Source organism: Cellulomonas rhizosphaerae, assembly GCF_003470205.1.
In the GTDB taxonomy this organism is placed as follows: Bacteria; Actinomycetota; Actinomycetes; order Actinomycetales; family Cellulomonadaceae; genus Cellulomonas; species Cellulomonas rhizosphaerae.
Map to the genome: position 1 here is coordinate 1 of NZ_QWKP01000117.1, position 12048 is coordinate 12048.

The 12048-nt window shown below is 73.6% G+C and carries 15 protein-coding genes and 1 pseudogene; 8 read left to right on the forward strand and 8 right to left on the reverse strand.

Annotated features, from left to right (window positions below; genetic code table 11):
* Positions 1-438: 438 nt before the first annotated feature.
* Positions 439-633 (reverse strand): CsbD family protein, encoded by a 195-nt coding sequence (locus D1825_RS02975; RefSeq protein ID WP_118765993.1) that lies wholly within the window; start codon positions 631-633, stop codon positions 439-441.
* Between the two features lie 39 nt (positions 634-672).
* Positions 673-834, reverse strand: coding sequence for a hypothetical protein (locus tag D1825_RS18140; RefSeq protein WP_158580671.1), 162 nt, complete (start codon positions 832-834; stop codon positions 673-675).
* 222 nt (positions 835-1056) lie between these two features.
* Here D1825_RS18140 and D1825_RS02980 point away from each other — a divergent pair, with 222 nt between their 5' ends.
* From D1825_RS02980 to D1825_RS03000, 5 genes are all read left to right on the forward strand, one after another.
* Positions 1057-2097 carry an acyl-CoA dehydrogenase family protein gene (locus D1825_RS02980; RefSeq protein ID WP_118765994.1) on the forward strand — a complete coding sequence of 347 codons (1041 nt, stop codon included), beginning with the start codon at positions 1057-1059 and terminating at the stop codon, positions 2095-2097.
* Complete coding sequence (locus D1825_RS02985; RefSeq protein WP_118765995.1) at positions 2091-3449, forward strand: bifunctional PIG-L family deacetylase/class I SAM-dependent methyltransferase; 1359 nt, start codon at positions 2091-2093, stop codon at positions 3447-3449. Before D1825_RS02980 ends, D1825_RS02985 begins: the two co-directional genes overlap by 7 nt.
* Positions 3446-4138 carry a glycosyltransferase gene (locus D1825_RS02990; protein ID WP_118765996.1) on the forward strand — a complete coding sequence of 231 codons (693 nt, stop codon included), beginning with the start codon at positions 3446-3448 and terminating at the stop codon, positions 4136-4138. The genes D1825_RS02985 and D1825_RS02990 overlap by 4 nt, the downstream gene beginning before the upstream one ends.
* A gap of 69 nt (positions 4139-4207) precedes the next feature.
* Positions 4208-5068: an SDR family oxidoreductase gene (locus tag D1825_RS02995; RefSeq protein ID WP_118765997.1), complete on the forward strand. Its 861-nt coding sequence runs from the start codon at positions 4208-4210 to the stop codon at positions 5066-5068.
* Entirely contained in the window at positions 5065-5832 is a 768-nt protein-coding gene (locus D1825_RS03000; protein WP_407643288.1) for an alpha/beta fold hydrolase, read from the forward strand. The genes D1825_RS02995 and D1825_RS03000 overlap by 4 nt, the downstream gene beginning before the upstream one ends.
* Before the next feature lie 14 nt (positions 5833-5846).
* On the opposite strand, the gene D1825_RS03005 is transcribed toward D1825_RS03000, so the two are convergent.
* The 3 genes from D1825_RS03005 to D1825_RS18755 are packed head-to-tail and all read right to left on the reverse strand — an operon-like array spanning position 5847 to position 9240.
* On the reverse strand, positions 5847-7445 hold the full coding sequence (locus tag D1825_RS03005) for a phytoene desaturase family protein (protein ID WP_118765999.1): 1599 nt from the start codon (positions 7443-7445) through the stop codon (positions 5847-5849).
* Positions 7446-7480: 35 nt separating this feature from the next.
* The gene (locus tag D1825_RS03010) at positions 7481-8470 is read right to left on the reverse strand and encodes an SDR family NAD(P)-dependent oxidoreductase (protein ID WP_118766000.1); all 990 of its coding nucleotides are present in this window, start codon (positions 8468-8470) and stop codon (positions 7481-7483) included.
* Positions 8467-9240 (reverse strand): DUF2231 domain-containing protein, encoded by a 774-nt coding sequence (locus tag D1825_RS18755; RefSeq protein WP_325051457.1) that lies wholly within the window; start codon positions 9238-9240, stop codon positions 8467-8469. The genes D1825_RS03010 and D1825_RS18755 overlap by 4 nt, the downstream gene beginning before the upstream one ends.
* Between D1825_RS18755 and D1825_RS03020 the strand changes: the two genes are divergently transcribed.
* The 3 genes from D1825_RS03020 to D1825_RS03030 are packed head-to-tail and all read left to right on the forward strand — an operon-like array spanning position 9233 to position 11134.
* Positions 9233-9619, forward strand: a complete 387-nt coding sequence (locus tag D1825_RS03020) for an STAS domain-containing protein (protein WP_158580672.1) — start codon at positions 9233-9235, stop codon at positions 9617-9619. The two genes, D1825_RS18755 and D1825_RS03020, sit on opposite strands and share 8 nt — an antisense overlap.
* Before the next feature lie 23 nt (positions 9620-9642).
* Complete coding sequence (locus D1825_RS03025) at positions 9643-10398, forward strand: GAF and ANTAR domain-containing protein (RefSeq protein WP_118766002.1); 756 nt, start codon at positions 9643-9645, stop codon at positions 10396-10398.
* Positions 10391-11134 (forward strand): GAF and ANTAR domain-containing protein, encoded by a 744-nt coding sequence (locus D1825_RS03030; protein WP_233549589.1) that lies wholly within the window; start codon positions 10391-10393, stop codon positions 11132-11134. The genes D1825_RS03025 and D1825_RS03030 overlap by 8 nt, the downstream gene beginning before the upstream one ends.
* A gap of 20 nt (positions 11135-11154) precedes the next feature.
* Here D1825_RS03030 and D1825_RS18145 read toward each other — a convergent pair whose 3' ends face one another.
* The 3 genes and pseudogenes from D1825_RS18145 to D1825_RS03040 all read right to left on the reverse strand — a co-directional run.
* Complete coding sequence (locus D1825_RS18145; protein ID WP_158580673.1) at positions 11155-11292, reverse strand: hypothetical protein; 138 nt, start codon at positions 11290-11292, stop codon at positions 11155-11157.
* Positions 11289-11657 carry a hypothetical protein gene (locus tag D1825_RS03035; protein WP_138067390.1) on the reverse strand — a complete coding sequence of 123 codons (369 nt, stop codon included), beginning with the start codon at positions 11655-11657 and terminating at the stop codon, positions 11289-11291. Before D1825_RS03035 ends, D1825_RS18145 begins: the two co-directional genes overlap by 4 nt.
* 155 nt (positions 11658-11812) lie before the next feature.
* A pseudogene (locus D1825_RS03040) lies at positions 11813-12048 on the reverse strand (hypothetical protein); the annotation flags it as partial.

Here is a 12048-nt window from a genome sequence, read left to right on the forward strand (position 1 = left end):
TGCGGGCCTCGCCGAGCAGCGAGCCCGCCGCGTCGCTCGCGGAGGAGGCCGCGCCCTTGAGCTTGTCGGAGCCGGAGGTGTCGGAACCGGCTGAGGTCGGCTCGTCATGCGGCGGGAACGTGTCCTGCAGCGGGGGCGCCTCGCGGGTGTCGAAGTCAGTCATGGTGGAGCCTTCCGTCAGTGAGGTGCGCGGCCGCACGGTCGCTGAGGGCGTGCGCGTGCGGCGCAAGGTGCTGGAGCGTGGGCACGAGCGCTGGGCATCGTGCGGGGCGTCGCTGGGCGGCTTTTCCTGCTCCTGGCGACGGTGCCTGGCCTCGAGTGGGCCGACACTGCGGACGCTAGGCCAGCATCGGGCCACCCGCCACTCGAGACGGAAGCGGACGAACCTCCGGCCGGCCCCGTAGACGGGACCGGCCGGCGGATCGTGCGTGCTGAGGCTCAGTGCTTGAAGGCGTCCTTGGCGTCGTGGGCCGCGTCGCCCACCTTGTCGCCGGCCTGCTTGACGTCGGCCGACGCCTGGTCGCCCTTGCCCTCGGCCGCGAGGTCGTCGTTGTTCGTGGCGTTGCCCACGCCCTCCTTGACCTTGCCCTTGGCCTCCTCGGCCCCGTGCTTGATCTTGTCGTCCAGACCCATGACTCTCTCCTTCGGTTGGCGGGGCAGCTGCCCCCACTGCTACAGCGGCTCGATGGACGCCTCGAGGTCGTCCGGGCCATCGGGCGGCTCGGGTACGTCGGGCGGCGTCGGGTCGTCGACGGTCGACGGGTCGTCGCCCGGGACGTCGGTGAAGTTCGGCTCGTCGGGCACCTGACCTGGATCAGGGATGGGTGAGCTCATGGCGGTGCTCCTCACGACGGGGTGGGTCGGCGGGCCGCGCCGGTCGCGTCTGCGGGACAGGCGGGGCTACGGGGCGGCCACTTTCAGGACCGGATCGCCACGCTACGCCGCCACCCGGATCGTGCAACGCGAGCCGCCACCGGTGGCCGATCCGCTGGCGGAGGGTGATGATCTGCCCCGGTCCCGACGCGGGGCCGCCAGCGACGAGCCAGGGGGTCGACGATGACGGACGACGTGCTGCCGGTGCACATCGGCGAGGTCGAAGTCGACCTACCGACGCTCCCGACCTGCGTGCCCGACGCACTCCGGGACGTCACGAGCTGGGACGACGACCTGCGCCCCGGCCACGGGCGGACGCTGCGGCTCTGGGAGCTGCTCGCATCGCTCGCGGCACGGGACCTCGCCGTCGCGCGCGCGGTCGAGCCTCATCTGGACGCCCTCGCGGTGCTCGACCAGGCATCCTCGGCCGTCTCCCGGGGCGGAACGTGGGGCGTCTACGCAGCCGAGGGCCCCGGCGCCCCGCTCGCAGCCCGCGAACGTGACGGCGGATGGACCCTCGACGGTGTCAAGCCGTGGTGCTCGCTCGCGGGCGTCCTCGACTCGGCCCTCGTGACTGCCGTGGTCGACGACGGGTCACGGGCACTGTTCGCCGTCGACCTGCGTGCCGACGAGGTCACCCCGGTCGACCAGCCCTGGGAGGCGCGCGGCCTCGTCGAGATCCCCAGCACCCCGGTCCGCTTCTCCGCTGCGTCCGCGACCCTCGTCGCCGGGGCCGAGTGGTACCTCGCGCGCCCCGGGTTCTGGTGGGGCGCGATCGGCGTGGCGGCCTGCTGGTTCGGCGGTGCCGTCGGGATCGCCCGCCGGGTCCATGCCGAGGCCACTCGTCGGCCCGACGACCGTCTCCTGGCGATGCACCTCGGAGCGCTCGACGAACGCCTGGCCGCGGCCCGCGTGGGTCTCGCCGACGCCGCCGCGCGGGTCGACGTCTCGGGTGCTGCCACGCGGAACGGCACCGAGCCCGAGGACGACGTCTCCCGCCAGGCGGGCCGCATCCTCGCCAAGCGGGTCCGCGCGACCGTGGCCCGGACCTGCGAGGACACGCTCCGCATCGCCGGCCACGCGCTCGGACCGGGACCCCTGACGCAGGAGGCCGCGCACGCCAAGCGCGTCGCGGACCTGGAGGTCTACGTGCGACAGCAGCACGCCGCGCGCGACGACGCCTCGCTCGGCGCGGTCCTCGCGCAGGGCGCGGCACCGTGGTGAGCTTCGACGGGCGCGCCGCCGGCACCCCCGTCGAGACGTGGGACGCCGACGAGCGGCTCGATCACCTCCCCGGCGTCGCGCGCCCGGTCGGACGGACCGTCGTCGTGGCCGCGCATCCCGACGACGAGACCTTGGGAGCCGGCGGCCTGCTGCACGCGCTCGCCGTCGAGGGCAGGCCGGCCGAGGTCGTCGTCGTGACGGACGGAGGCGGCTCGCATCCCGGGTCGTCGACGCTGTCGCCTGGAGCGCTCGTCCGGCTGCGCGCCGACGAGGTGACACGGGCCGTTGCACTGCTGTCCCCGGCGTCGACGGTGTGGCTGCTCGGCTTCCCGGACGGGGCCGTGCGCGAGCACCGGGAGGGGGTGACCGCGGCGCTGCGGGACGTCCTCGGACCGGAGCCAGTCGCAGCGATCGTCTCCACGTGGCGCGGGGACGGGCACCGCGACCACCGCATCGTGGGCGAGATCTGCGCGGCCCTGGCCGCCGAGCTCGGGGCGCGGCACTGGGAGTACCCGCTGTGGATGTGGCACTGGGGCACGCCGGACCACCCCGACGTCCCGTGGGACCGCCTGCGCGCCCTGCCGCTCGACGACCGCACGGTCACGCTCAAGCGTCGGGCCGTGGCCGGGCACAGGACGCAGACTGAGCCGTGGTCGCGCGATCCGGCGGACGTCGCGCCGCTGCACCCCGCGTTCCTGCGCCACTTCGACCGGGAGGTCGAGGTGTTCGTCGTGGACGACGAGCCGACGACGGGGCCGGGCGTGACGTACTTCGACGCCGCCTACGAGCGACGCGACGACCCGTGGCGGCTCGCGACGCGCTGGTACGAGCAGCGCAAGCGTGCCCTGACGATCGCCTCGCTGCCGGCGGAGCGGTTCGGCTCCGCGCTCGAGATCGGCTCGTCGATCGGCATGTTGACCGCCGAGCTCGCACCCCGCTGCGACCGGCTGCTCGCCACCGACCTCGCCGCCCGGGCAGTCGCGTCCGCGGCAGCCCGCGTCGCGGACCAGCCGCACGTCACGGCCGTGCAGCACGACATCCGGGACGGCGTCCCCGACGGGCCGTACGACCTCGTCGTGCTCTCCGAGGTGGGCTACTACCTCACCCGGCCCGAGCTCCTGACGCTCGCTCGGCGCCTCCGGTCGGCGCTGACTCCGGTCGGGGTCCTCGTCGCGTGCCACTGGCGCCACCCCGTCGACGCGCACGCGCAGCCGGGAGACGACGTGCACCTCACCCTGGACCGCGAGCTCGGCCTGACCCGGGTGTCGACGTACCGCGATGCGGACGTCGCGCTCGACGTGTGGAGCGTGGCGGGCGGCTCCGTCGCACAGCGCGAGGGGCTGGTGCCATGACCGGCCGCAGCGCGCTCACGCGGATCATCGTCGTGGTCCCTGCGCATGACGAGGAAGAGCTGTTGGCGCAGTGCCTCGTCTCGATCGAGCGTGCCCGGCCCCACGCGGGCGTGCCCGTCGACGTCGTCGTCGCGCTCGACGACTGCCGGGACGGGTCGGCGCGCGTCCTGCGGCAGTTCGACGCCCTCGAGGTGACGCTGGCCTCCCGCGCGGTCGGCGCGGCCCGCGCGGCAGGGGTCGTCGCGGGTCTCGCGCTCGGCGACGACGACCCGGCCGCCGTCTGGATCGCCTCGACCGATGCCGACTCGCTCGTGCCCGAGAACTGGCTCCGGGTGCAGCGCGAGCTCGCTGACGGCGGCGTCGACGTGGTGCTCGGCACCGTCCGGCCCGACCCGCGGGACCTGTCCGTCGCCCAGCTCGCCGCGTGGCGCGCCACCCGGGTGCCCGGTCAGCCGAACGGCCACGTGCACGGGGCCAACCTCGGGGTCCGCGCCGACGCGTACGCCCGCGCCGGCGGCTTCGCACCCCTCGTCGAGCACGAGGACGTCGACCTCGTCACCAGGCTGCGTGCTGACGACGCCGTCGTCGTGCGCGCGTCCGAGGAGGCCGACGTCCTGACCTCGGGACGGACGACCGGCAGGACTCCCGGCGGCTACGCGGGCTACCTCCGTCAGACCTTCCCGGCGTAGCGCCCTGAGTGGCGGGGCGTCCGGACGGGTGCGACGGTCAGGGTCAGCAACGACCCTCACGGAGGCACCATGGCCCACGACGACGGATTCCCCGCCCAGCAGCAGCAGCCGCCCGGCCTGACCGAGCCGATGACCCCACGCCCGGACCACGGCGAGGAGAGCTACGTCGGGTCCGGCAAGCTCGAAGGGCAGCGCGCGCTGATCACCGGCGGAGACTCCGGGATCGGGCGGGCCGTCGCCATCGCGTTCGCCCGCGAGGGGGCCGACGTCGCGATCGTGTACCTGCCTGAGGAGCAGGCCGACGCGCGGGAGACTGCCGAGTGGGTCGCGAAGGAGGGCCGGCGGTGCGTCCTGATCCCGACCGACCTGCGCGTGGAGATCGACGCGCGGTCGGCGGTGCGTTCGGCCGCGGAGCAGCTCGACGGCCTCGACATCCTCGTGAACAACGCGGGCTACCAGATGGCTCGTCGCCAGTCGTTCGCCGACGTGACGTCCGAAGACCTCGACCGCACGTTCACGACGAACCTGTACGCGCTGTTCTGGGTCACGCAGACCGCGCTGGAGTACCTGCCCGACGGCGGCTCGATCATCAACAACTCCTCGATCCAGGCGTACCAGCCCTCGGAGTCGCTGCTCGACTACGCGGCCACGAAGGCGGCGATCAACAACTTCACGGTCAACCTCGCCTCGGAGCTCGGCCCCCGCAGGATCCGGGTCAACGCGGTCGCGCCGGGGCCGATCTGGACGCCGCTGCAGCCGGCGACGCAGTACTCGGAGAAGATCGAGAAGTTCGGCAGCGAGACCCCGATCGGTCGCGCCGGGCAGCCCGCCGAGGTCGCGCCGGCCTTCGTGTTCCTGGCCTCCAACGTCACGGCCTCCTACGTCTCCGCGACGGTGCTGGGCGTCACGGGCGGGAAGCCGGTCTTCTGACGCCGACCAGACGCGCACTCCGGGTCGACGGCCAGGAGCTTGCGGCGTACTCCTCCGGCGGCGACGTCGACGGGCCGACGTTCGTGCTGGTCCACGGGCTGGGCATGTCGCACCGGTACCTTGCCCGCCTGCACCGTGAGCTCGCGTCCTGGGGAGACACGCACAGCGTCGACCTGCCCGGGTTCGGTGGCACGCCCGCACCTGGTGCGGTCATGTCGGTCGCCCGGGGGGCCGCCCTGCTCGGGGGTGCCCTGGACGCGCTCGGCGTGACCGCGGCCGTCGTCATCGGGCACTCCATGGGCGCCCAGTTCGCGACGGAGCTCGCCGTGCATCGGCCCGAGCTCGTCTCGCACCTCGTGCTCGTCGGACCCGTCACCGACCCGGACCGCGCGCGGCCGCTCGTCCAGGCCCTCGACCTGACGCGCGACGCGCTCAAGGAACCGCCGTCGGGCAACCTGCTCACCGCGACGGACTACGTCCGCTGCGGGCCGCGCTGGTACTTCACCGAGCTGGTACCGATGCTGGCGTACCGCACGGACGAGCGGCTCGCGTCCGTCGCGGCGCCCACGCTCGTGATCCGCGGGACCGAGGACCCGGTCGCCCGCCGGGCCTGGTCCGCGGAGCTGGCGCGGCGGGCGCCGTCCGGCACTCTGGTCGAGATCCCGGGTCACCGGCACCTGGTGCAACACACCGCGGCCGCCGCCACGGCCGCCGCGGTGATCGCGCGCGTACGCCCGACCGCGCCGACGACAGCGGGGAGGTAGCGCCGTACGGGCTGTCAGGGATCGCGCAGCACCCGGTCCCAGACGGTGCGCGAGAGCAGGCGTTTCAGAGCGCCCGTCCCGCTCGCCGCTCCCAGCGCCGCGCGCGCCGCGTTCCACCCGCACGCGCCGTGCACCCCGCCGCCGGGGTGCGCGGACGCGCTCGCGAGGAAGAGATGGTCGATCGGCGTCTCGGGGCGACCGAGCCCGGGCGTCGGCCGGAAGAAGAGCTGCTGGTGGACCGCCGACGTCCCGCCGTTGACCGCGCCGTCGCGCAGGCTCGAGTTGGCGTGCTGCAGGTCGGCCGGGCTCTGGACGTGACGCGCGAGGACGGCGCTGCCGAAGTCAGGGGCCACGCGGGTGATCGCGCGTTCCACGCGATCGACCTCGTCGGCAACCTCCTGGGCCGACCAGCGCATGCCGTGCGGCACGTGCGTGTACGCCCACGCCGACTCCGTGCCGGCGGGGGAGCGGGTGTGGTCCGCCGTGGTCATCTGGCCGAACAGGAGGAACGGCCGCTCCGGGACGCGCCCGACCGAGAGGTCGGCGGCCATGTCCACGAAGCCCGCCCGGTCGACGCCCAGGTGCACCGTTCCTGCCCCCCGCGCGCCCGCAGCCGACCACGGCACGGGGCGGTCGAGCGCCCAGTTCACCTTGAACGTCGGGTGGTCCCACTGGAACCGGTCGAGATCGCGCAGCAGCCGTGGGGGAAGTTGGTCGGGGGCGACGAGGTCCCGGTACAGCACCGGCGCGGTGACGTCCGCGAGCACGGCATGCCGTGCTCGGACATGCTGGCCGCCGGCCGTTCGCACTCCGACGGCACGGCCGTGCACGACGTGGATGCCGTGCACCCGCTCGCCCGTCTCGACCCTTCCTCCGCCGGCCTCGAGTCGCGCGACGAGCGCATCGGCCAGGACGCCGGCCCCGCCCTGCGGAACCGGGAAGCCGACGTCCTGGCCGAGCATCGCCAGGAGCCACCCGAAGACGCCACTTCCCGCGGCGTCCGGGGGGACGTCCGCGTGCATGGCGTTGCCGGTGAGCAGCAGCCCGCCGCCGTCGCCGGCGAAGTGCTCGTCGGACAGGCGTCGCACGGGCAGCACGGCCAGCCGGGCGAGGTCCAGGCCCCCGGCGACGCCGACGCGGCGCAGGAGCCGCGCGGCCGAGACAACCGGTGGGAAGGGCGTGAAGAGCGCGTCCAGCAACGGGTCGCGGATCTTCTGCCACGCCGCCGCCAGCTGGACCCATGCCTCCCCGTCGCCGCGCGCGAACTCGTCCAGGCTGGCTGCTGTGCGCTCGACCTCCCGGTGCATCACGGCGGCGCGGCCGTCGTCGAGCACGTGTGCGAGCACCTGGGGCGCGTGGACCCAGCTCAGCCCGTGCTCCTCGAGGTGCAGACCGCGGATCACGGGAGACGCGGCAGCCAGCGGGTAGAAGGCGCTGAAAAGGTCGGTGCGGAACCCGGGCGCCGTCACCTCGGCCGTGCGTACGGCACCTCCCGGTGCGTTCTGGGCTTCGAGGACCAGGACGTCCCACCCGGCGTCGACCAGGGCGTTCGCGGCGACCAGGCCGTTGGGGCCGGCACCGATGACGACCGCGTCGACCGTGCGGATACTCATGGACTACCTCCGCGCTGCAAGCGGATCTCCGGCCCTCAGGAAGCGCGGCCGAGTCGGCGACGGACGAGCAGGCCAAGTGCCCCCACCCCGATCACCCCGAGAGGGCGAAGCCAGTGCCGGCCCCACGAGCCGTGGACCGCCTCGCCGGCCGGCGTGGGATCCCACAGGTTGCCGGGGCGCGGAGGGACGTGACCCCGCGCCAACCCACCGAGATGCATCGCCGGTCGCACGATCCGGTCGTACACCCCGGGCAGGAGCCGGAAGCCCGCAGTGGCCAACGGGTTCGCAGCACCGATCGAGACCGTGCGCCTCGGCCGGTCGAGGGTCCGCACGATGGCGCGAGCCACCGCCTCGGGGCGACTCACGGGCGGCGGGGGCCGCCCCGTGCGGCCCCCGTAGGCGCCGGCCTGGGAGTACACGGGTGTGTCGACCGCTCCCGGGGTGACGAGCGAGACGTCGACGCCACGCATCCCGCGCGCCTCGATCTGCACCGTGCGCACCAGCCCGTGCACGGCCCACTTGCTGGCGACGTACGTGCTCATCCACGGCGTCGCGATCCTGCCGAGCAGGGACCCGACGACGACGAGATGGCCGCCGCGCTGCTCCTGGAACAGCGCGAGCCCCGCGCGCACGACGTTCGCCGTGCCGAGGAAGTCGACGTCGACCACGCGGTCGAACGCCTCGGCGGGCACCTCGTCGAAGCGCCCGTACGCGACGACGGCGACCGTGTTGACGATCGCGGCGACCCGGCCGTGCTCCCCGGCGGCGTGCTCGAGCAGTGCCTCGATCGAGGACCTGTCCGTGACGTCAGCCCGGACCACGCTCACGTGGAGGTCGAAGCCCGACCGGGCGGCGATCGACCGGCACTCCTGTGCGACCACCTCCAGCGTCGTCACCGAGCGCGAGGCGAGCGCGAGATCTGCGCCCCGGGCCGCGAGCTCGTGGGCCGTGGCACGTCCGATGCCGCTGGAGGCGCCGACGATGACGACCGCCCCGTTCGCTCGTGCTCCGTGGGCGCGGCTCATGCGAGCCCGGGGGCAGGCGACGGTGCGGGGCCGTCGAGCTCGTGCGGTGATCCGAGGACGAGCGTCATGTGCCCGCCGAGGTAGCCGCTCGTCCCGGCAAGGGCACCGGCGACGAGGCTGGCCCCGACGCCGAGCCCGCGCCGACCGCGACGGCGCAGGACCCACGACCCGGTGTACAGCGCGAGGGCGCCCGTGTTGAGCAGGGCGTGGAGCGCGCCGACCGACCGGACCCGGTCCCCGCCGCGCTGCCAGTCCGCGAGCCCGGTCAGCGCAGTCGGCACCGCCGCGAGGATCCCCAGGCCCAGCAGGCGCTGGGATGCTCGTCCGTCACCGGGTCTCGTGAGGTCGAGCACGGAGCTGCCGACCCACAGGCCGATCGGGAGGTCCGTGAGCAGGGGATGGGCGGCGTGCCCGAGGGGGTGACCGCGCAGCAGGGAGTGCCAGATCGGGCCGGAGGTCAGGGCGTCAGCGATGGGACTCAGCGCTCGGGCGGCAGTCTCGAGAACGGGTGAGCTCTCCGCAGCGGCCGCAAGGCGGCGAGGGAGAGGAGGGGCGGAGCGATCCATGACGTTCCCGTCCGCGGACTGGGGCGGGCCGTCTCCTGACCCGCCTCGAGCATCGCAGTCACGGGGGGATCCCGCTGGGTGAGCGCGGCGCGTGCCTGACCCTTGCATGCTGCAGGTATGCGGCGTAGCGTCCGCAGGGCTGCTCCGAACCCCGGTAGTGCACGTCGTCGACGCACGACGAACGAGGGACAGAGCCATGAGCATGGGCTGGGAGCACGACGAGGTGCCAGTGCCGCGGGGCTGCGTGCGGATCTTCGTGACGGACGAACCCGGTGACGTCGCTCGGGTGCGGTTGGTCGGAGAGGCCGACGCCCTGGCCGCGCAGCGCCTGCGGAGGGACCTCGCAGCCCTGCTCCGGACGTGTCCGATGTCGGTGGTCGTGGACCTGGTCGACGTCACGTTCTGCGACCTGGCCGGCGCGAGCGCGATCGACCGATCGGTGCAGCAGGCCGAGCGCGACGGCCGCCGGGTCGAGGTGAGGGACGCTTCTGCTCTCGTCTCCTGGCTGCTCAGGACCTCGAGGGAGGTCGGCGCCGCGCACCAGGTCGCGGTCTCGTTGGACCTGGCGGACCATGAGGCATGACATGGTCGGCGAGCTGACACCCGGTGGGTGATCTCCGCAGCGCCCTCGTCGACTCCATGGCTGGCGCGCCGAGCGCCCTCGAGGCCGCCGATCGGTTGTGCCGCGCCTGCGTCGACGTGCTCGGTGTCGACGGCGCGTCCATCTCGGTGGCCGACGGGATCACGACGCAAGGGACGTTCGGGTCGAGCGGCGAGCTGAGCCGCCGCCTGGATGAGTACCAGTTCACCTTCGGTGAGGGCCCCTGCCTCGACGCGGTCCGGGGTGGCGTCCCGGTCATCGCAGCCGACCTTTCCTCCACCACCGAGGACCGGTGGCCCGCGTTTCGGGACGCGGTCCTCACGGCGGGCATCTGCGCCGTCTTCGCTCTCCCTGTCGGCCTGCAGGCGCGGCCGTTCGGCGCACTGGACCTGTTCAACAGGACGCGCGGCGAGCTGACCGACCGGGCGCTGTCCGGTGGTCTGGTGGCGGCGGAGCTCGCCGCGGCGCCGCTGCTGAAGATGATGGGGTCCGCGCGCGAGATGGCGGACTCTGCCGAGGGCGAGCTGGGCTGGGACCAGCTGGCGTCGCTCGAGCGGGTCGAGGTGTACCAGGCGACGGGCATGGTCATCGCCGCGCTCAACGTCAGCCCGGACGACGCCCTGATCCGGCTACGCGCCTACGCTTATGCCCACGGGTTGACCGCGAGCGAAGCCGCGTGGCGCGTGCTCGATCGCGAGGCGAACCTTCACGACGACGGCTGGGGCAGTGGCGGCCGGGCGGGAGACGATGACCGTGACTGACGGTCGCGAGCAGCAGGTGGTGCAGGCCTTCGTGGAAATCGCCGAGGGGCTGGCCAGAGGGGTCGATGCGGTCGACCTGCTGGACAGGTTGGCGCACAACTGCGTCAGCATCCTCGACGTCGCGTCTGCGGGGCTCCTGCTCGCCGACGATCGTGGCCAGCTGCACGTCATCGCCGCGTCCTCCCAGGCGGCACGGGAGCTCGAGGTCTTCCAGGTGCAACGCGACGAGGGACCATGCCGCGACGCATATCACTCTGGAGAGTCCGTCGACGTGCCGGACCTGGCCGCGGCCGCGGAACGGTGGCCGCAGTTCGTCGTGGCTGCACGGAAGGCCGGCTTCGAGAGCCTGCACGCCGTCCCACTTCGACTTCGCGCCAGCATCCTCGGAGCAATGGGCCTGTTCGGCACGCAGTCGGGGACGTTGGACGACGCGGACCACGCACTCGCTCAGGCTCTCGCGGACGTGGCGAGCGTGGCCTTGGTGCAGGAGCGTGCCACCGCCGACCAAGCCGCCCTCGCGGGTCATCTCCAGGCGGCGCTGGCGAGCCGCATCGCCATCGAGCAGGCGAAGGGCGTCATCGCCTACGCGGGCGACCTCGACGTCGGCCAGGCCTTCGATCGCCTCCGCCGCTACGCCCGGGACCACAACCTCAGGCTGACCGACGTCGCGACCGCGGTGGTGGCGCGCGACCTCACCTCACATGCCGTGCTCGCGCACGCAGGGGCCAAGGCCTGACCGCGGCTACACGAGCATCGTCAGCCTGCGTCTCCGCGCGCGTCGTCGGGAGCGTCAGGTCCGGTCGTCTTGGCCGGGTCGAGCTCCGTCTCGTCCGGGCCGGTTCCCTGGACGACGACAGGTGCGTCGTCCACTCTCGGGTCTGGCTTGCCGTTCATGTGCGACTCCCTGGGGTGCGGATGGTCGTGGTGGATCTGCGCGACGACGTCACGCCTTGGATCGCCGCGCGGTCGCGGCTGGGCCAGCTGAGCAGCACGCACAGGTCCCGGTCGCCTTTCGTGCCGGTGAGCGTCGAGCGCGTGACGGCCTCCACCCCCGCGGTCTCGAAGCGCTGGAGCTCTCTCCCGATGATCTGGACCCAGGTCGTCGGGAGGTGTCCGAGCGTCTGGCCGCCGCGCGAGGCGACGCTGACCCGGTGGTCCGCCTCGCGCACCAGGATCACGTCGAACCGACCGAGGAGATCCGGCCTGAAGCCGGCGAGCTCCTGGGCGCGTTCCTCGAAGCCTTCGACGCGCACCGTCACGTGGCCCCCGCCCGCGGGAAACGGCGCCGACCGGGGTGACGATGCTGTGCGCCCGCGCCTCACCGGCCGACGCGGGCGCGCCGTGGCCGAGCCGGTCTGGGCTCCCGGACTCCGAGGTGTGCTTGTCTCGTCGGCGACGATCAGCTCGGTGCCCATCACAGTGCCCCCGCGGAGAACGCCGCCGACGCGGGCGTGCTCTCGTACGACGACACCGGGGGATCGGGGTACTCCCGGTCGGCCGGCGTGGGGCCAGGGTCGAACGTGCGGCTCGGCGTGTCCTTGAGGGCCCGGGTCAGGCGGCCGACGAGCAGGCCCGCGCCGGCGGCGACGAGCAGGAACGTGCCCGGGCGACGGCGCGCGAAGGACCGGACCTCGGCCAGTGCCTCGTCGG

Coding starts and splice junctions, on each gene's coding strand:
- D1825_RS02990 (WP_118765996.1), top strand. CDS start 3,446: ATGACCGGCCGCAGCGCGCTCACGCGGATCATCGTCGTGGTCCCTGCG.
- D1825_RS18145 (WP_158580673.1), bottom strand. CDS start 11,292: ATGAACGGCAAGCCAGACCCGAGAGTGGACGACGCACCTGTCGTCGTC.
- D1825_RS18140 (WP_158580671.1), bottom strand. CDS start 834: ATGAGCTCACCCATCCCTGATCCAGGTCAGGTGCCCGACGAGCCGAAC.
- D1825_RS03020 (WP_158580672.1), top strand. CDS start 9,233: ATGAGCATGGGCTGGGAGCACGACGAGGTGCCAGTGCCGCGGGGCTGC.
- D1825_RS02975 (WP_118765993.1), bottom strand. CDS start 633: ATGGGTCTGGACGACAAGATCAAGCACGGGGCCGAGGAGGCCAAGGGC.
- D1825_RS18755 (WP_325051457.1), bottom strand. CDS start 9,240: ATGCTCATGGCTCTGTCCCTCGTTCGTCGTGCGTCGACGACGTGCACT.
- D1825_RS02980 (WP_118765994.1), top strand. CDS start 1,057: ATGACGGACGACGTGCTGCCGGTGCACATCGGCGAGGTCGAAGTCGAC.
- D1825_RS03010 (WP_118766000.1), bottom strand. CDS start 8,470: ATGAGCCGCGCCCACGGAGCACGAGCGAACGGGGCGGTCGTCATCGTC.
- D1825_RS02995 (WP_118765997.1), top strand. CDS start 4,208: ATGGCCCACGACGACGGATTCCCCGCCCAGCAGCAGCAGCCGCCCGGC.
- D1825_RS03005 (WP_118765999.1), bottom strand. CDS start 7,445: ATGAGTATCCGCACGGTCGACGCGGTCGTCATCGGTGCCGGCCCCAAC.